15 protein-coding genes and 1 pseudogene are annotated in these 16,687 nt (G+C 65.0%); 3 read left to right on the plus strand and 13 right to left on the minus strand.

The window, feature by feature from the left end; all coding sequences use genetic code 11:
* Nucleotides 1-56: 56 nt before the first annotated feature.
* On the minus strand, nucleotides 57-260 hold the full coding sequence (locus tag AC630_RS16980) for a DUF1127 domain-containing protein (protein ID WP_074119645.1): 204 nt from the start codon (nucleotides 258-260) through the stop codon (nucleotides 57-59).
* Nucleotides 261-370: 110 nt separating this feature from the next.
* Between AC630_RS16980 and AC630_RS16985 the strand changes: the two genes are divergently transcribed.
* Nucleotides 371-1,270 carry a transcriptional regulator GcvA gene (locus AC630_RS16985; RefSeq protein WP_074119646.1) on the plus strand — a complete coding sequence of 300 codons (900 nt, stop codon included), beginning with the start codon at nucleotides 371-373 and terminating at the stop codon, nucleotides 1,268-1,270.
* A gap of 142 nt (nucleotides 1,271-1,412) precedes the next feature.
* Nucleotides 1,413-2,738, plus strand: coding sequence for an MFS transporter (locus AC630_RS16990; protein WP_074119647.1), 1,326 nt, complete (start codon nucleotides 1,413-1,415; stop codon nucleotides 2,736-2,738).
* A 193-nt stretch (nucleotides 2,739-2,931) separates the two neighbouring features.
* On the opposite strand, the gene AC630_RS16995 is transcribed toward AC630_RS16990, so the two are convergent.
* The 3 genes from AC630_RS16995 to AC630_RS17005 are packed head-to-tail and all read right to left on the minus strand — an operon-like array spanning nucleotide 2,932 to nucleotide 5,537.
* The gene (locus AC630_RS16995) at nucleotides 2,932-3,345 is read right to left on the minus strand and encodes a Rieske (2Fe-2S) protein (RefSeq protein ID WP_074119648.1); all 414 of its coding nucleotides are present in this window, start codon (nucleotides 3,343-3,345) and stop codon (nucleotides 2,932-2,934) included.
* Nucleotides 3,345-4,454, minus strand: coding sequence for an amidohydrolase family protein (locus AC630_RS17000; protein WP_074119649.1), 1,110 nt, complete (start codon nucleotides 4,452-4,454; stop codon nucleotides 3,345-3,347). The genes AC630_RS16995 and AC630_RS17000 overlap by 1 nt, the downstream gene beginning before the upstream one ends.
* A 24-nt stretch (nucleotides 4,455-4,478) precedes the next feature.
* Nucleotides 4,479-5,537 (minus strand): amidohydrolase family protein, encoded by a 1,059-nt coding sequence (locus AC630_RS17005; RefSeq protein WP_074119650.1) that lies wholly within the window; start codon nucleotides 5,535-5,537, stop codon nucleotides 4,479-4,481.
* A 170-nt stretch (nucleotides 5,538-5,707) separates the two neighbouring features.
* On the opposite strand from AC630_RS17005, the gene AC630_RS17010 reads away from it, so the two are divergent.
* Complete coding sequence (locus AC630_RS17010; RefSeq protein ID WP_074119651.1) at nucleotides 5,708-6,190, plus strand: CinA family protein; 483 nt, start codon at nucleotides 5,708-5,710, stop codon at nucleotides 6,188-6,190.
* 189 nt (nucleotides 6,191-6,379) lie between these two features.
* Here AC630_RS17010 and AC630_RS17015 read toward each other — a convergent pair whose 3' ends face one another.
* The 9 genes and pseudogenes from AC630_RS17015 to AC630_RS17060 form a co-directional block, all read right to left on the minus strand.
* Complete coding sequence (locus AC630_RS17015; RefSeq protein ID WP_074119652.1) at nucleotides 6,380-6,655, minus strand: DUF1488 family protein; 276 nt, start codon at nucleotides 6,653-6,655, stop codon at nucleotides 6,380-6,382.
* Nucleotides 6,656-6,859: 204 nt separating this feature from the next.
* Nucleotides 6,860-7,480: a tetratricopeptide repeat protein gene (locus AC630_RS17020; RefSeq protein ID WP_074119653.1), complete on the minus strand. Its 621-nt coding sequence runs from the start codon at nucleotides 7,478-7,480 to the stop codon at nucleotides 6,860-6,862.
* Between the two features lie 145 nt (nucleotides 7,481-7,625).
* Entirely contained in the window at nucleotides 7,626-9,104 is a 1,479-nt protein-coding gene (locus AC630_RS17025; RefSeq protein ID WP_074119654.1) for an AMP nucleosidase, read from the minus strand.
* Between the two features lie 170 nt (nucleotides 9,105-9,274).
* Nucleotides 9,275-10,609, minus strand: coding sequence for an HlyD family type I secretion periplasmic adaptor subunit (locus AC630_RS17030; RefSeq protein ID WP_074119655.1), 1,335 nt, complete (start codon nucleotides 10,607-10,609; stop codon nucleotides 9,275-9,277).
* A gap of 187 nt (nucleotides 10,610-10,796) precedes the next feature.
* A complete protein-coding gene (locus AC630_RS17035; protein ID WP_074119656.1) occupies nucleotides 10,797-12,545 on the minus strand; it encodes a type I secretion system permease/ATPase in 1,749 nt (582 codons plus the stop codon).
* 498 nt (nucleotides 12,546-13,043) lie between these two features.
* A pseudogene (locus AC630_RS17045) lies at nucleotides 13,044-14,023 on the minus strand (ABC transporter ATP-binding protein).
* Nucleotides 14,020-15,435 (minus strand): Asp-tRNA(Asn)/Glu-tRNA(Gln) amidotransferase GatCAB subunit A, encoded by a 1,416-nt coding sequence (locus AC630_RS17050; protein WP_074119658.1) that lies wholly within the window; start codon nucleotides 15,433-15,435, stop codon nucleotides 14,020-14,022. Before AC630_RS17050 ends, AC630_RS17045 begins: the two are co-directional and overlap by 4 nt.
* Nucleotides 15,432-15,629 (minus strand): hypothetical protein, encoded by a 198-nt coding sequence (locus AC630_RS17055; RefSeq protein WP_074119659.1) that lies wholly within the window; start codon nucleotides 15,627-15,629, stop codon nucleotides 15,432-15,434. Before AC630_RS17055 ends, AC630_RS17050 begins: the two co-directional genes overlap by 4 nt.
* The gene (locus AC630_RS17060) at nucleotides 15,626-16,687 is read right to left on the minus strand and encodes an ABC transporter ATP-binding protein (RefSeq protein WP_074119660.1); all 1,062 of its coding nucleotides are present in this window, start codon (nucleotides 16,685-16,687) and stop codon (nucleotides 15,626-15,628) included. Before AC630_RS17060 ends, AC630_RS17055 begins: the two co-directional genes overlap by 4 nt.

The raw sequence follows: 16,687 nt of genomic DNA on the forward strand, positions 1-16,687 counted from the left end.
AACGGAAAGGGGGACCGCCGGCGCCCCTGATCAGGCGGCGCCGGCCTGGCGGCCGATCAGGCCCGCCAGAAGGGTTTCTCAGCCTCGAAGGCAATGTCGCTCCAGGACAGGCCGACGTCATGGAGGTCACGGGCGGTCCAGTGGGTCAGCTCCTGCCGCGTCCGGTAGCGCTCGTGCCAGATATGCAGCGTCTCGCCGATCTGGTGGATCAGACCAGTCGCATGATGATTTGTCATCGATTCGGTGGTGCAAGTAGACATTTTCAGCTCCTCGAGCTAAACTTGAGGCTAATATCTGCTCGTACGGTCGTTTCGACAAACGACAATTTGTACCTTTTCGCATGAAATAACGTCATGTATCCTGCTGCCAAATGACTGCCAGATTGCCCTCGCTGAACGGATTGCGGGCCTTTGAGGCCGCCGCACGCCATCTCAGCTTCACTTTGGCTGCGACCGAGCTGAACGTGACGCAGACCGCGATCAGCCATCAGATCCGCAGGCTCGAGGAGGAGCTCGGCATCCGCCTGTTCGTCCGGCAGAACCGCGCGCTGGCGCTGACGCCGGAGGCGCGCGACTACCTGCCGGGCGTCCGCGCTGCCTTCAACGATCTCAGGCTCGCCACCGACCGCCTGCTGCGGAAGGACGACGACAAGGTGCTGACGGTGTCGACGCTGGCCTCGCTCGCCGCGAAATGGCTGCTGCCAAGGCTCACCGATTTCCAGGAGCAGCACCCCGGCATCGATGTCCGCATCACCACATCGACCAACCTCGTCGACTTCCAGCGCGACAATGTCGATGCCGCGATCCGCTACGGGCGTGGCCAGTGGCCGGGCCTGCGCGCCGACTGGCTGATGGCGGACGAGCTGTTTCCGGTGTGCAGCCCGTCACTCCTGCGCGGCGACAAGCCACTGCGCCAGCCGGAAGATTTGAGAGGCTATCCGCTGCTGCACACCTCGAACGCCAACAGCGACGACTGGCGGCTATGGTTGACCGCGGCAGGCTTGCCGGCCGACATCGCCAAGCAGCCCGGCATCACCTTCGACATGATCTTCATGACCATCCAGGCTGCGATCGACGGCATCGGCGTGGCGATGGGGCGGACCTCGTACGTTCAGGACGACATCGCCAAGGGCCGGCTCGTGGTCCCCTTCAAGATCGCGTTGCCGGCCGATGCCGGCTTTTACCTGGTCTCGCCGGAGGGCGGCCGAGAGGCGCCGAAGCTTGCCGCATTCCGCCAATGGGTGGTCGCCGCAACGCAGAATAAAGCCTGAAAAATCATCGACTTCCACAGCAAAATCGGTTGACTCGCTGCGCCCCGCGCGAGAAGGGGTATGACAGATTGTCGCAGCAACAATCTGTCGCCTTGCCGTGAAATGAGTTCCGGTCCGGCCGCGTCCTGAAGGGAGTAACGTCATGGCTGGACCAGCAACCAATCCGCCCGAGATCAAGTCGCGTGTCGGCGCGATCCTGCGCGCAACATCCGGCAATTTCCTCGAGCAATTCGACTTCTTCCTGTTCGGCTTCTACGCCGCCGCCATCGGCAAGGCCTTCTTCCCCTCCTCCAACGAGACCGCCTCGCTGCTCAACACCTTCGGCGTGTTCTGGCTCGGTGCGCTGATGCGGCCCGTGGGCGCGATCGTGCTCGGCGCCTACATCGACCGCATCGGCCGTCGCCAGGGCCTGATCGTCACGCTCGGCATCATGGCCTTCGGCACCGTGGTGATCGCGTTCTGCCCGAGCTACGCAACCATCGGCATTGCAGCGCCGATCATCGTGCTGATCGGCCGCCTGCTGCAGGGCTTCTCCGCCGGCGTCGAGCTCGGCGGCGTCTCGGTCTATCTCGCCGAGATCTCAACGCCCGGCAACCGCGGCTTCTACACCTCGTTCCAATCGTCGAGCCAGCAGGTCGCGATCTTCGTGGCCTCGATCCTCGGTTACATCCTGTCCGAGGTGATGCCGGCCGACATCGTCACCGCCTGGGGCTGGCGCATTCCGTTCTTCGTCGGCTGCCTGATCATTCCGCTGATCTTCCTGCTGCGGCGGACGCTCGAGGAGACGCCGGCCTTCCTCGCCATGAAGAAGCATCCGACCGCGAGCGAGGTGTTCGCCTCCGCGCTCGCCAACTGGCGCATCGTCATCCTCGGCATGATGATCGCGGTCCTGACCACGACGACGTTCTACTTCGTCACCGTCTACACCCCGACCTTCGGCAAGAACGTGTTGAAGCTGACGACGCAGGACGCGCTGCTCGTGACGCTGCTGGTCGCCGTGACCAACTTCATCTGGAATCCGGTCGGCGGCGCCCTGTCCGACCGCATCGGCCGCAAGCCGGTGCTGATCACCATCGCCTGCCTGTCGCTGGTCACCGCCTATCCGGCGCTGCACTGGCTGGTGGCGGCGCCGACTTTCGGCAAGCTGCTCGCGGTGGAGATGATGTTCTCGTTCTATTTCGGCGTCTACAGCGGCACCATGCTCGGTGCTCTGGTCGAGATCGTGCCGGCACATGTCCGCACCACCTGCTTCTCGCTCGCCTTCGCGCTCGCAGCCGCCCTGTTCGGCACCTTCACGCCGTTCGCCTCGACCTGGCTGATCGACAAGACCGGCGACAAGGCCTCGCCCGGCTTCTGGCTGATGTTCGCGGCGCTGCTCGGCATCATCGCAGCATCGGTGGTGTATCGCCGCGGCGGCGAGGCTGTGCCGACGTATGATCCGGTGGCGGAGCCGGTCGCGGGCCGCTAGGACGGTGTCATTCCGGGGCGCCCTCTTTCTTCACCTCTCCCCCTTGCGGGGAGAGGTCGAATTCGATCGCAGATCGAATTCGGGTGAGGGGTACAGGTCCGTCAGCGACCTTATGCGCGGAGAGAGGCCCCTCACCCCAACCCTCTCCCCGTAAGAACGGGGCGAGGGAGTGCAGTCCCGATGACGGTGGGGCCTACAGCTCCACCACCACGTAATCGCTCTCGACGCTGACCGGGATCGTCTCGGCGACATACGGCCCCTTCACCACGCTCGCGCCCGGCTCGACATGGGCCGGATAGGCCTTCACGCGGAAGCGGCGGGGATCGCAGTAGGACTGGCCGGTGCGGATGTCGAACTCCCAGCCGTGCCAGGGGCAACGGATGATCTCGCCGAGTTTCGTGTATTCGATCTCGCCGGGATCTTTTGACTGGGCGAGCCCGATCAGCGGGCCCTCGCACAGCGCCGCGCCCTGATGCGGGCAGCGGTTCATCAGGCCGAAATATTCGCCCTTGATGTTGAAGATCGCGATCGGCCGGCCGTCGATCTCGAGAAATTTTCGTGTCCCCGGCGGCAGTTCATCCACCGAGGCAATCACATGACGCGCCATCAACTAATCCCGTAAAGCTTCTGCGCATTGCCGAGATAGAACGCCTCGCGATTGGTCTCGCTGACGCCCGCTGGCAACACGCGCGATGGCTCGTCGTAATCCCAGTGCGGATAGTCGGTCGCGAACAGCAGACGGTCCCAGCCGATCCATTTGATGACGTCGAACAGATCCTCGCGCCGCTCCGGGTCTTCCATCGGCTGCGTCGTCCACCACACCTGCTCGCGGATATATTCGGACGGCGGCCGCTTCACATGCGGCACTTCGCTCCTCAGTCGCTGCCAGGCCTTGTCCAACCGCCAGGCGAGCGACGGCGCCCAGCCGAAACCGGCCTCGATCATCACCATCTTCAATTTCGGGAAGCGCTCGAACACGCCTTCGAGCACGAGGCTTGCGAGCGCCGATTGCTGGCACTGCGAGTGGCCCACCATCTCCTCGATGTAATAGCTGGGCCAGCCCGACGGCGTGATCGGATTGCCGCCGAAGCCGAAGGCGTGGACGCCAACGGGAAGGCCCGCCTCTTCCGCGGCCTGATAGATCGGCCAATAGCGGCGCTGGCCGAGCGGCTCGACGTTACGGCTGAGCAGCAGCACCTGGACGAAGTTCTTGTCGCCGGCGCGCTCGCGGATTTCGGCTGCGGCCGACAGCCCGTCCTCGTTGCCGACGACGATCGAGGCCTTCAGCCGCTTGTCCTTGCTGGTCCATTTGTCGATCTGCCAGTCGTTGATCGCCGAGCAGAGCGCGGCCGAAAGCTCGTGATTGCGGATGCCCTGCCCGGTGTTGAGCGGGTTGAGCACGCCGAGTTGCACGTTGTTGGGATCGAGCAGCTGCTTCTGCATGAAGGAGAGCGAGGAACCTTGCGGTCCGCCTTCCGGCGGATAGGCGTCGCGGCGCGATGCGTTGGGCTGGGCCTTCGGATAGGGCGGGCCTTCCATCATGCCCTGATAGGCATGAACGCCGTAGACTTCGAGATGATGCTGCCAGCGCTTGGCGAGGTAAGGATAGAGCTCAGTGCGGGTCGCGCGTGCCGGATGGATGTCGCAGTCCGCGATCGCGGTCTTGGTCGTCAGAGGGGAAGCAGCTTCGGTGCTCTCGCGGAACTGGATATTCATCGCCTTGCCTCCTTTGGCAGCGGGCTATCTCAGGCGGGGATAGGTTGCATGCGGATTGTCGATCATGATCTTGCGCACGAGATCGGGGGACAGACCTTCGGGCAGCGCGTCCTGGCCGTCGAATTGCCAGTGCGGATAGTCCGTGGAGAATAGGACCAATTCGTCGGACTGCATATGATCAAACAGGCGAATTAATGTCTCAGGTTCCGGCGGCGCATCAAATGGCTGTAACGAGAAGCGGATGTTGCTACGCACAATTTCCAGCGGCGCACGATCGACCCAGGGCGTCTCCATCCGCACCCCGCGCCAGAACTTGTGCAGGCGCCAGAGATAGGGCGCGATCCAGGAGACGCCGGATTCCAGCATCACCATTTTCAGGCGCGGGTATTTGACGAATACGCCTTCGACAATGAGGCTGGTCAGTTGAGTCTGGAACGCCTGCGCCTGACCGACATAATCCTCGATGTGATAGGACCCCCACCCCACAGCGCTCGGGGGATTGTGATAGGCGGAACCGGCGTGGATGCCGACGGGGAGGTCCAGCCGTTCCGCCGCCTCATAGATCGGCCACAGCGCGCGCTTGCCCAGCGGCGAATCGCCCATGACGAGCATCAGCACCTGCACGAAGCGCTTGTCCTGCGCGCAGCGTTCGATTTCGGCGACGGACTTTTCGACGCTCTGGGTGGGGATCACGATCGAGCCGCGCAGCCGCGGATCGCGATCGAGCCATTCCTTCACGAGCCAATCGTTCAGCGCGCGGCAGAAGGCGGCCTGCATGTCCTCGGAAAACACCATCTGCACGCCGTAGAGTGGATTGCAGATGGCGTGCGTGAGCTGGAAGGGATCGAGCACATGGCGCCGCATGTCGTTGAGGCTTTCGCCCGGCTTGCCCGTCTCGGGGCGCCAATCGGGGCGCGCCACGATCGGCGAGTTCTTCGGGTAGGATTGCGAGACGAGGTCGACCATGCCGCGCGTCGTCACCTGATCGCGCCAATACTCGTTCAGGTAGGGCAGCAGGCTGGTCAGATTCGGCACGGCCGGATGCACGTCGCAATCCACCCCGCCGACGATCAGGGACGCCATGACGTCTCCCTTCTCACGTTTCCTCGTCACGTCTTCTCGCGGGCGGCACTTGGCCGCTCCGCTTTGTCCGCTATTCAAGCAGGCCTGCCCGCTGCCCGCAACTCGGCCAAGGCCGCTGTCATATGCTAGGAAGGCTGAGCTCGGTTGCGAGGGAATGAGAGGTCAAAGGGATGAAAGAGCTCGTCGGCATTGCGGAACAGGTCGCGGCCAAACTGGTCGCACGCAAACAGACCATCGCGGTCGCGGAATCCTCGACTGGCGGCCTGATCTCGGCCAGCCTGCTCGCGGTGCCCGGCGCGTCGGCCTATTACCTCGGCGGCGCCGTGGTCTACACCCGCGATGCGAGGCGCGTGCTGATGGATATTTCGGACGATGGAATGAAGGGTTTTCGATCCTCGTCGGAGCCCTATGCGAAACTCCTGGCCGAACAGATGCGCAGCCGCTTCAAATGCGACTGGGGCCTGTCCGAAACCGGCGCCGCCGGTCCCACCGGCAACCGCTACGGCGATGCGGCCGGCCACAGCTGCATGGCAGTCGCGGGACCCGGAGTGGAGGTGATGACGCTGGAGACGGGCAACAACGATCGCTTCGCCAACATGCAGGTGTTCGCGGCGACGGCGCTGAAGTTGCTGCTCAAGACGTTGGAGGGGTGATCTGCTTCCGTAGCTCAAGTAAGTCGGGATGACCCCGCCGCACGATCACTGTCATGCCCTGCGAAAGCGGGGCATCCAGTACGCCGCGGCCTATCGGTTCAATCACAACTGCCTCTGGAATACAGGATCGCGCGGTCAAGCCGGGCGATGACAGCGGAGGTGAGGCGCGGTCCGCCCTCAGCGTCGCGCCTACCTTCCCAAATGCCGCATGAAAATCCGCACCACAAAGCCCTTGAACCGCGGCGCCTCGTCGTAGAGATCTGATGCGATCCGCTCGATGGTTTCGCGCAGGGACAGGAACTGCGCGTGCCGCGCGCTGCTTTCGGTGCCCTGCATGCCCGCGAGTTCGTCCAGCGCCGCGTCGCTGATTTGGCACTGCACGACCTCGCCCTCGCTCGTCATGGTGAAGCGAAAGGCCAGCCGTTCGAGGTCATGACCGATGATCTTGTCGCGCGTAAGCGGCATCCAATTGTCCCGTTCGCGCCCCGAACGGACAATGCTGAAAATCTGGCGCGTTGTCACCATGTGCAGGCGGCTTCGTGCAGGCGGCTTCGCCGGCCGTATCCGCCACAGCTCCACGCGCGAGGACGGGAGGGTCACCCCGCCTCCTCGTCACATGGTTGCGTCAGACACGATGGCCGCCCGTCGCGGCGAAACCACCCTGCCCCGTCAGTACACGAGCGCCGTGCCGGTCGGCTTCTCCAGTGCCGCGGCCAGCGATTTGTACTCCTCGCAATCAGTCCCGCAAATGGCGGCAATCCGGCTCAGGTGATAGAGCGCCTGCTCGCGATTGCCCTGCTCGAGCTGCCAAAGCCCATAGTACTGCCAGGTCAGCACGTGGTTCGGGTCTGCCTTGAGTGCGCGCTGGTACCACACCTGCGATTGCGCGTAGTCGCCGAGCTTGCGATAGGAATAGCCGATGAGGTTGGCGACGTTCGGATGGTCGTCATGGCCGAGCGATTTCAATTGATCGATCGCGGCCGCATAGTCGTTACGTTCGTAGATGGTGTCATAGGCGACGCGATAGCCGGCGGCGAATGCCGGATCGTCAATGCTTGACTGGTTGTTCGGCTTCTTGCCTTTCTGACCGGCCTTCGTTCCCGAGCGCCTCGGATAGGTCGGTTGGGCGGTGCTGGTGCTGGGCGTTGAATAGGCGCCGCCATAAGGATCGCTGCCACCATTACCGCCACCACCACCGCCGCCCCCGCCTCCCCCTGCGGCATGCACAGGGGAAACCAGCAGCGCCGCAAACGTTCCCAGCGCGACGAACCTGATCATCGTTGTGATCATCTCTGTCTCCTGTCTCGATCCAAGCGGCCCCGGACGACGTGATAACCCCTCCTTCGCCGTGATATTCCGGAGTGCGGTGCTCACCGAGACGTCAATGTTCGTACGACAGTTCTCCTGTCCTTGCGGGTCGCGGGCAGTAAGCGCGTCATTGGAACGCGACTTCGGCGAAACTGCGAAGTTTTCGCGAATGCAACCGCTCCGATTCCTGCTGCTTGAGCCGCTCCAGCGCTTTCAGGCCGATCTCGAGATGCTGGCCGACGCGGCGGCGGTAGAATTCGCTGGCCATGCCCGCGAGCTTGATCTCGCCATGCAGCGGCTTGTCGGAGACGCACAGCAGGGTGCCGTAGGGAACGCGGAAGCGATAGCCGTTGGCGGCGATCGCGGCCGATTCCATGTCGAGCGCGACCGCACGCGATTGCGACAGGCGGCGGATCACGGCCGGTCCGGAGATCTCCCAGTTGCGGTTGTCGACGCTTGCGACGGTGCCCGTGCGCATCAGGCGCTTGAGCTCGAAACCCTCGAGCCCGGTGACGTCTTCGACCGCCTCCTCCAGCGCGACCTGCATCTCCGCGAGCGCCGGGATCGGCACCCACAGCGGCAGCTCGCGATCGAGCACATGGTCCTCGCGCACATAGCCATGCGCGAGCACGTAGTCGCCGAGCCGTTGCGTGTTACGCAGGCCCGCGCAATGGCCGAGCATCAGCCAGGCGTGCGGACGCAGCACGGCAACGTGGTCGGTGACGTTGCGCGCGTTGGACGGTCCGGTTCCGATGTTGATCAGGGTGATGCCGCGATAGCCGGGCGTGACGAGATGGAAGGCCGGCATCTGCGGCGCCCGCACGGGTGCCATCCCTATGGTCGCTCCGCCGCTGCGCGTGATCACATTCCCGGGCGCGACGAAGGCTTCGAGGCCGGCCTCGCCGGACTGGAGCCGCTGCTGGCAGAGCTGCACGAAGGCGTCGACATAGAACTGGTAGTTGGTGAAGATCACGAAGTTCTGGAAATATTCGGGATCGGTGCCGGTGTAGTGATAGAGCCGGCGCAGCGAGTAATCGACGCGGGCGGCCCGAAACAGGGACAGCGGCTCGGGCGCGCCACGCTGAAGCTCGAACGTGCCGTCGGCGATCGCATCGTCCATGGTGGCGAGGTCCGGCACGTCGAACGCGTCGCGCAGCGATCGCGCGACGGATGAGTTCTCGCTGGTGGTGATGGCGGCCTCGATGTTGATGTCGCGGCGGTAGGCGAAATGGATCGGGATCGGCTCGACGGACTCGCCGATCTCTACGGGAACACCGTGGTTCTGGATCAGCAGCCCGATCTGCTCGGTGAGATAGGCGCGGAACAGATCCGGCCGCGTGACACTGGTCTCGTGCACGCCGGGTCCGGCGACGAAGCCATAGGCGAGACGCGAATCCAGCCGTGCATGCGTCGCGGTGGTGACGCGGACGAAGGGATAATAGGCCCGCGCCCGCGTCGTGATCCCTTCGCCATTGACATAGGCCTCGAACCGGTCGCGCAGGAATTTCGTGTTGCGCTCGTAGATCTCTTCGAGCCGGGCGACGGCCGCAGCAGCGTCGGAGAAGGATTCGGTTGCGATGGACGGTGGGGAGTGGATGGATTGCATGTTCGACGCCGGTTGCTTGGGACAAGCTGTTTGCAATCGCAGTATAGCAAACTGACAGCCACGTCGTCATTGCGAGCGCAGCGAAGCAATCCAGAAATCCCTCCGCGGAGACAGGCTGGATTGCTTCGCTACGCTCGCAATGACGGGTGGGGATGACGCGCTTTCGCGCGTCATTTCTCCCGGAACGCCCGCATCAACTGGTCGTGCAGCGGCTTCATCAAATAGGACAGCATGGTGCGGTCGCCGGTCTGGACGAAGGCTTCCACGGGCATGCCGGGGATCAGCTTGACGTCGCCGAGGCGGGCGACCTCTTCGGCCGGCATCGAGACGCGGATGGTGTAGTAGCTCTGGCCGGTGCGCTGGTCCGTGGTGACGTCTGGCGAGACGCGGCTGACGACACCGTTGAGCTCGGGCGTGGTGCGCTGGTTGAAGGCGGACAGACGCAGCAGCGTCTTCTGGCCGATCTGGAGCTTGTCGATGTCGACCGGATTGACCTTCGCTTCGACCTGAAGGTCGTCGGCCTGCGGCACGATCAGCATCAGCGTATCGCCGGCGGTGACGACGCCGCCGACGGTGTGCACGGTTGATTGCAGCACCATGCCGTCCTGCGGCGCGCGGATGTCGACGCGGCGGAGCTGGTCTTCGGCGGCGACCTTGCGCTCGATCAGTTCGCCGATCTTGTCGTTGGTCTCGCGCAGGTCCTTGGAGACTTCGCTCACCATGTCCTTGTCGACCTGGATGATCTGGAGCTCGGTCTCGGTGATCTTGCCCTTGGCCTGCGCCCGCGAGGCGATGTATTGCGCGCGCTCGCCGTTGAGGCGGGCACTGTCACGCTCGAGCGTGGTCAAGCGCGAGATCTGCACCAGGTGCTTCTCATAAAGATCGCGCACGCCGGTGAGCTCCTGCTGCACCAGGCCGATCTCCTTGTCCTTGGCCTTCTCCTGCGCGGAGAGGCCCTCGATCTCCTCGTTGAGCTGCTGGACGCGCTCGCGGAGCTGCGCCTTCTGGCCGGCGCGACCGTTGACGCGAACGTCGAACAGCTTGGCTTCGGCAGAGAGCAGCGCCTTGACGTCGGGATCGCTGCCGCGATCGACCAGCGATTGCGGGAACTCGAGCTTGTCGAGGCCGCGCTGCTCGGCCTGCAGTCGCGCCGCACGCGCCTGAGCGGCGTCGAGATTCTTGGTGACGATGGCGAGGTTCGCCTTGGTGACGGTGTCGTCGAGCCGCACCACGATGTCGCCGGCCTTGACCACGTCGCCGTCGCGGGCACGCACCTCGCCGACCACGCCGCCGGTCGGATGCTGCACCTTCTTGACGTTGGATTCGACCACGATCTGGCCCGGCGCGATCAGCGCGCCCGAGATCAGCACGGTCGACGCCCAGCCGCCGAGACCGACGATCAGGACGAGCATGATCCCAAGCCCGAGGATCAGGTGGAACTTGATCGACTCCCGCACGGTCCTCTTCGCGGCGGGCTTCGCGCCGCCGATCGACATCGTGCTCATCTTTCACCTCGCCCCGCTTGCGGGGAGAGGTCGATCGCGCAGCGATCGGGTGAGGGGGGCTCTCCGCGAGTCCCACTGTCACCGCCCCCGTGGAGACTCCCCCTCACCCCGACCCTCTCAGCGCGAGCGAAGCTCGTCGCGGCCCCGCAGGCGGGGCGAGGGAGAAGAAGCGCAGCGTCTTGCCGCCTCATGATTTGGGCACTCCGCCTTCGCTGACGATCTTGATCGGCGCCGGCGGGGTCACGCGCGGCTGGAGCACCTGGGCGAGGACCTGCTCCTTCGGTCCAAAGGCCTGCATGCGGCCGTCGCGCAGCACCAGGATCTGGTCGACCGCCTCGACGCCGATCGGCCGGTGCGCCACCACGATGACGATGGCGCCGCGCTCGCGGGCGCTGCGGATCGCGCGGGTCAGCGCCTCGTCGCCTTCGGTGTCGAGATTGGAATTGGGCTCGTCGAGCACGATCAGGAACGGATTGCCGTAGAGCGCGCGCGCCAGTGCCACGCGCTGCGCCTGCCCTGCCGAGAGCGCGGTGCCCTGCTCGCCGACCTGCGTGTTGTAGCCCTCGCGCATCTTGATGATCATCTCGTGCACGCCGGCTTCTTTCGCCGCAGCGATGATGCCGTCGGACGTCGCCTCGGGATCGAAGCGGCTGATGTTCTGCGCGATGGTGCCGCCAAACAATTCGACATCCTGCGGCAGATAGCCGATGTGGCGGCCGAGCACGTCGGACGACCATTGGTCGAGCGCCGCGCCGTCGAGCCGCACCTTGCCGCGCACCGGCTGCCAGACGCCGACCAGCGCGCGGATCAGCGACGACTTGCCGGAGCCGCTCGGCCCGATCACGCCAAGGCCATTGCCGGCCGCGAGCGCGAAGGTGACGTCCTGCACGATGAGGCGCTGGTCGCCCGGAGGCACCATGGAGATGCCTTCGACCGAGAGCCGGCTGGTCGGCGCCTGCAGCTGGGTCGGCATCGTCTGCGCGGGCATCTGCTCCAGCAGGCGGGTGAGACGCTGCCAGCTCTGGCGTGCCGCGACGAAGGATTTCCAGTGCGCGATCGCGAGATCGACCGGCGCCAGCGCGCGGGCGGAGAGGATCGAGCCGGCGATGATGATGCCGGCGGTCGCCTCCTGGTGGATGACGAGATAGGCGCCGACCGCGAGCACGGCCGATTGCAGCATCATGCGCAGCACCTTTGCGACCGCACCCAGACCGCCGGCGACGTCGCTCGCACGCTGATTGCCGGCGAGATATTTTTCGTTGGCCTCGCTCCAGCGCTGGTTCATCCGGCCGGCCATGCCCATCGACACCATGACTTCGGCATTGCGGCGGCTGGCGGAGGCGAGGTCGTTGCGCTGGGCGGCAAGCCCCATCGCCTCGCGCGCCGGCTGGCGGGACAGAACTTCGGTGACCAACGTCAACCCAACCAGGATGATGGCACCGACCAGCGCGGTGACGCCGATCAAGACGTGGAAGGCGAAGCAGATGGCGAGATAGAGCGGCAGCCAGGGCAGGTCGAAGAACGCGCTCGGGCCCATGCCGCCGAGGAAGGAGCGGACATTGTCGAGGTCGCGCAGCGGCTGGAGGCCCTCGTTGCGGCTGCCGACCAGGAGCGGCAGGCGCACGATGGTGTCGAACACGCGCTTGTTGAGCGCATCATCGAGCGCGGTGCCGACCCGCCCCAGAATCCGGTTGCGGATCATGTCGAGCACGCCCTGCGCCGCGTAGAGGAAGCTGGCGAGGATGATGAGGCCGACCAGGGTCGGAATGCTGCGGCTCGGCAGCACCCGGTCGTAAACCTCCAGCATGAAGATCGACCCGGTCAGATAGAGCAGGTTGACCATGCAGCTCATCAAGCCGACGCCGACGAACGCCGTGCGACAAGCGCGTAAGGCGTCACCGAGCTCTGAACGGCGGACGCCAGGTACGGCTGCCATCAGTCTGATCTCTTTCGGATGGGGGAAAAACCCCGGATTTCATAGGCCGTTCAGAGGTACTCGATCCGGATTAACATCGTGTTCTCCCTGCGTCCAACGCAGCCGAATTAATCCAGGACCCCGATGGGCCACATCTACCCCTGACAGCCCCGCGTGCAAGTCCGGTATTCCACAGTCTTTACGGCTTTTTATAGCAGGCGTCGGCGCCTCTCCCCAGCCCAGGAGAGGCGGGAAGTTCCGGCCGACTGAACCGCCGGGCAGCTAGAGCTGGCCGCCTGCTCGGACAAAAATGTCGAAAACAACCCCATGCACAGTAGAAACGCGCGCGGCTCAGAGCTCCCGGTGAACTGTGACAACTCGGTGTTGTCGTAGAGGATTTTTGAGGGAGCGCGCATTTCGGCGTGAGGGACATGCAGCCCCCTCGACAATCTCATCCGCGGAGAGAGACCCCTCACCCCAACCCTCTCCCCGCAAGAGCGGGGCGAGGGAGCACACCGGCTACGACGACGCCGCCACCGGCTCCGCCAGCACACACCGCGCCGCCCGGCCCGGCCCCGACCTCCACGTTCGCGGGCAGTTGCTCCAGGCAGCGCGGCTGGGCGACGGCGCAGCGGGGGGGCGAAAGAGCAGTTGTGCGGCTTCTCGGCCAGCGACGGTGGCGTGCCGGGAATGGTTTCCAGCCGCGCGCCGCGCTTGGCGCCATGGATCGTCGAGGCGAGCAGCCCCTTGGCATAGGGGTGCACCGGGCTGCGGACGATGTCGCGCAGGCTCCCCTGCTCCACGATCTGGCCGGCATACATCACCGCGACGCGGTCGCAGATCTCGATGGCGACGCCGATGTCGTGGGTGACGAAGATGACGGACATGCCGAACTCGCGCTGCAGCTCACGCAGCAGCAGGAGGATCTGGATCTGCACGGTGGCATCGAGCGCGGTGGTCGGCTCGTCCGCCAGCAGGATTTTCGGCCGGCAGGCGAGCGCGAGCGCGATCATCGCGCGCTGGCGCATGCCGCCGGACATTTCGTGCGGATAGGCGTCCAGCCGCCGCTTGGCGGACGGGATGCGCACGACCTCCAGCATCTCCAGCGCACGCGCCCTGCCCTCCGCGTAGCTTTTGCCTTCGTGGCGCACGACGCTTTCGGCGATCTGCGCGCCGATGGTGTAGACGGGATCAAGCGCGAGCGCGGGTTCCTGGAAGATCATCGAGACGGTCTGGCCGCGGAATGACGACAACTCCTCATCGTTCATGGCGAGCACGTCGCGGCCCATGACATTGACCTTGCCCGCGATCTGCGTGCGCTTGCGCGGCAACAGCCGCATCAGCGCACGCAAGGTCACGCTTTTGCCCGAACCGGACTCGCCGAGCAGGCCCAGCACCTCACTGTTTCCGAGCGAGAGATTGAGATCGTTCACGGCAAAAACCGTGCGCTCTCCGGTGAAGCGGATGTTGAGGCCTGAGATCTCGACGAGCTTTGTCATGACGGCAGTTTCGGTACCCGATCGTGATAGTCGGTCACGCGCTGGAACGCGGCGCCGATGGTGAGCAAGGTCGCTTCATCGAAGGAGCGGCCGATGAGCTGCATGCCGATCGGCAGGCCGCTCCTGGTGAAGCCGGACGGCACGGTGAGCGACGGCAGGCCGAGAAAGTTCACCGGACGGGTGAACAGCGTCAGTCGCTGCAGCAGCGACGGCGCGTTCGGTCCGCCGCCGACGTCGCTCTCCTCGATCGTCGGCGCCGGCACCGGAGAGGCCGGTGCAATAATCGCGTCGACGCCGGCAGTCGCGGCATTATGCGCGGCGAGCGCCGGGCCGCGCCAGCGCATCGCCTCGAGATAGGTGATGGCGGGAACGGCAAGACCATTCTGAAGCCGCATCAGGACCTGCGGGCCATAATCCTGCGGACGCTCGATCATCCAGCGCTTGTGGAAGGCGGCGGCTTCGGCCGCGAGCACGAGCTGGCTCGCCGAGGACAATTGCCGCTGATCGGGCAGCTCGACCTTGACGATGTCGGCGCCCTCGCGCTTGAGCACGGCGATGGTCTCGTCCAGCACGCGCGCGACCGCGCTGTCGAGATCGTCGACATAGAAGGACGCGGGCACGCCGATCTTGAGGCCCTTCAGTGAGCCCTTGGTCGCGCCGACATAATCCGACAGCGGCTCATGGCTGCAGGTTGAATCCTCAGGATCGGCGCCTGCCATCAGAGCCAGCAGCAGCGCGCAGTCTTCCGCGGTGCGCGCGAGTGGGCCGACCGTGTCGAGCGATTGCGACAGCGGCATCGCGCCGGCGCGGCTGACACGGCCGACGGTGGTCTTGAGCCCCGTGACGCCGCAGAAATGCGCGGGCATGCGAATCGAGCCGCCGGTGTCCGAGCCGAGCGCCGCATAGGTCAGGCGCGCGGCGACCGACGAGCCGGAGCCCGACGACGAGCCGCCGGTGATGTGCGCGACATTCCAGGGATTGCGCACAGGACCGTAATGGGCGTTGTGCCCGGTAGGTCCATAGGCGAATTCGGCGAGATGAAGCGTGCCGAGACGGACCTGGCCGGCGTCCTTGAGCCGCTGCAAGGCGGTGGACGTCACGGTCGGAACGAATTCGCGTCGGATCAGGGAGCCGCAGGTCGCGACCTTGCCGGCGTCGTAATACATGTCCTTGTGCGCGAGCGGCACGCCGTGCAGCGGGCCACGCACCTCGCCCTTGGCGAGCTCGGCGTCGGCGGCCTCAGCGGCCTTCAACGCGGACTCTGATTCAATCGACATGAAAGCGTTGAGATGCGGCTGCCATTGCGTGATGCGGTGCAGCAGCGCGCGCGTCACCTCATGCGAGGACACCTGCTTCATCGCGATCGCACGCGCGACCTCGGTGAGCGTCATCAGTGCAGGCTCGGTGCTCATTTCGACACCTTCTGGGTCTGCGCGATCGAATAGAGCGCGGGCTCGAGGTCGAACGGCAGCGTGCCGGCGATGGCCGCAAAGCCTTCGAAGGCCGGTCCGATGGAATTGGAGATGCGCGTCGCGATCTCGTCATCCACGGGAACGCCGGCGACTTGCGCCATTGGCTTGATCTCTTTTGGTGTCGGTCTCGTCATGCGGTTTCCTCTCTGGGCGCGCGGCTATGGCCTGAACCCGGTATCGCCATGTAACACGCGGCCTCGTGGCCCATCTTATCGAGCGCAGTGAGCTGTGGTGTCGCATTTGCGCAGAGCGGCTCCGCAAACGGGCAACGGGTGTGGAAGCGGCAGCCCGAAGGCGGGTCGATCGGATTGGGCGGATCGCCCGTGATCGGCGGCTTCTCGGTGCGGCTGTCAGGATCGGAGGACGGCATCGCAGCAAGAAGTGCGCGCGTATAGGGATGCGCCGGCTGATCCCAGACCTGGTCGACCGGACCGAGCTCGACGACCTCGCCGAGATACATCACCAGCACGCGATCGCTGATGTAGCGCACGACGTTGAGGTCGTGGCTGATGAAGAGATAGGTGAGCCCGAACTCGCGCTTGAGGTCGGCAAGCAGATTGAGCACCTGCGCCTCGACGGATTTGTCGAGCGCGGAGACGGCTTCGTCCAGAATCACCAGCCGCGGCGACAGTGCCAGGGCCCGCGCGATGTTGACGCGCTGGCGCTGACCGCCGGAGATCTCGTGCGGATAGCGGTTGGCGAAGTTTTCGGGCCGCAGGCCGACCTTGCCGAGCAGCTCGCGGGCCAATGCGCGTGCCGCACCATCGGCCATGCCGTGGACCTTGGGGCCGAACGCGATCGATTCCTCGATTGTGAGGCGCGGATTGAGCGAGGCGTAGGAGTCCTGGAACACCATCTGCATGCCGCGGCGCAACTCGCGCAAGCTCAGCGACTGTCCCACGGTCATGCCGTCATAGATGATGTCGCCGGTATCGCGCGGCATCAAATGCATCAAGAGGCGCGCGGTGGTGGACTTGCCGCATCCGGACTCGCCGACGATGCCGACGGTCTCGCCCTTGGCGACGGAGAAGGAGACGTTGTCCACCGCGCGCACGGTGCGCTTTGCCGCGAACAGCCCACCGCGAACCGGGAAATGCTTGGTCAGGCCATTAACCTGAAGCAGCGGCTGCGCAACGCCACCGCGGTCCTCGACCGGCTCCAGCATTTCAACAGATGTATTGCTCTCGCTCAT

The sequence above is a fragment of the Bradyrhizobium sp. AS23.2 genome (assembly GCF_001908185.1).
Classification (GTDB): domain Bacteria; phylum Pseudomonadota; class Alphaproteobacteria; order Rhizobiales; family Xanthobacteraceae; genus Bradyrhizobium.

What these genes read in the sequence shown, in the direction of transcription:
- AC630_RS16980 (WP_074119645.1), bottom strand. Translation starts at nt 260, where the DNA reads ATGTCTACTTGCACCACCGAATCGATGACAAATCATCATGCGACTGGT.
- AC630_RS16985 (WP_074119646.1), top strand. Translation starts at nt 371, where the DNA reads ATGACTGCCAGATTGCCCTCGCTGAACGGATTGCGGGCCTTTGAGGCC.
- AC630_RS16990 (WP_074119647.1), top strand. Translation starts at nt 1,413, where the DNA reads ATGGCTGGACCAGCAACCAATCCGCCCGAGATCAAGTCGCGTGTCGGC.
- AC630_RS16995 (WP_074119648.1), bottom strand. Translation starts at nt 3,345, where the DNA reads ATGGCGCGTCATGTGATTGCCTCGGTGGATGAACTGCCGCCGGGGACA.
- AC630_RS17000 (WP_074119649.1), bottom strand. Translation starts at nt 4,454, where the DNA reads ATGAATATCCAGTTCCGCGAGAGCACCGAAGCTGCTTCCCCTCTGACG.
- AC630_RS17005 (WP_074119650.1), bottom strand. Translation starts at nt 5,537, where the DNA reads ATGGCGTCCCTGATCGTCGGCGGGGTGGATTGCGACGTGCATCCGGCC.
- AC630_RS17010 (WP_074119651.1), top strand. Translation starts at nt 5,708, where the DNA reads ATGAAAGAGCTCGTCGGCATTGCGGAACAGGTCGCGGCCAAACTGGTC.
- AC630_RS17015 (WP_074119652.1), bottom strand. Translation starts at nt 6,655, where the DNA reads ATGCCGCTTACGCGCGACAAGATCATCGGTCATGACCTCGAACGGCTG.
- AC630_RS17020 (WP_074119653.1), bottom strand. Translation starts at nt 7,480, where the DNA reads ATGATCACAACGATGATCAGGTTCGTCGCGCTGGGAACGTTTGCGGCG.
- AC630_RS17025 (WP_074119654.1), bottom strand. Translation starts at nt 9,104, where the DNA reads ATGCAATCCATCCACTCCCCACCGTCCATCGCAACCGAATCCTTCTCC.
- AC630_RS17030 (WP_074119655.1), bottom strand. Translation starts at nt 10,609, where the DNA reads ATGAGCACGATGTCGATCGGCGGCGCGAAGCCCGCCGCGAAGAGGACC.
- AC630_RS17035 (WP_074119656.1), bottom strand. Translation starts at nt 12,545, where the DNA reads ATGGCAGCCGTACCTGGCGTCCGCCGTTCAGAGCTCGGTGACGCCTTA.
- AC630_RS17050 (WP_074119658.1), bottom strand. Translation starts at nt 15,435, where the DNA reads ATGAGCACCGAGCCTGCACTGATGACGCTCACCGAGGTCGCGCGTGCG.
- AC630_RS17055 (WP_074119659.1), bottom strand. Translation starts at nt 15,629, where the DNA reads ATGACGAGACCGACACCAAAAGAGATCAAGCCAATGGCGCAAGTCGCC.
- AC630_RS17060 (WP_074119660.1), bottom strand. Translation starts at nt 16,687, where the DNA reads ATGAGCGAGAGCAATACATCTGTTGAAATGCTGGAGCCGGTCGAGGAC.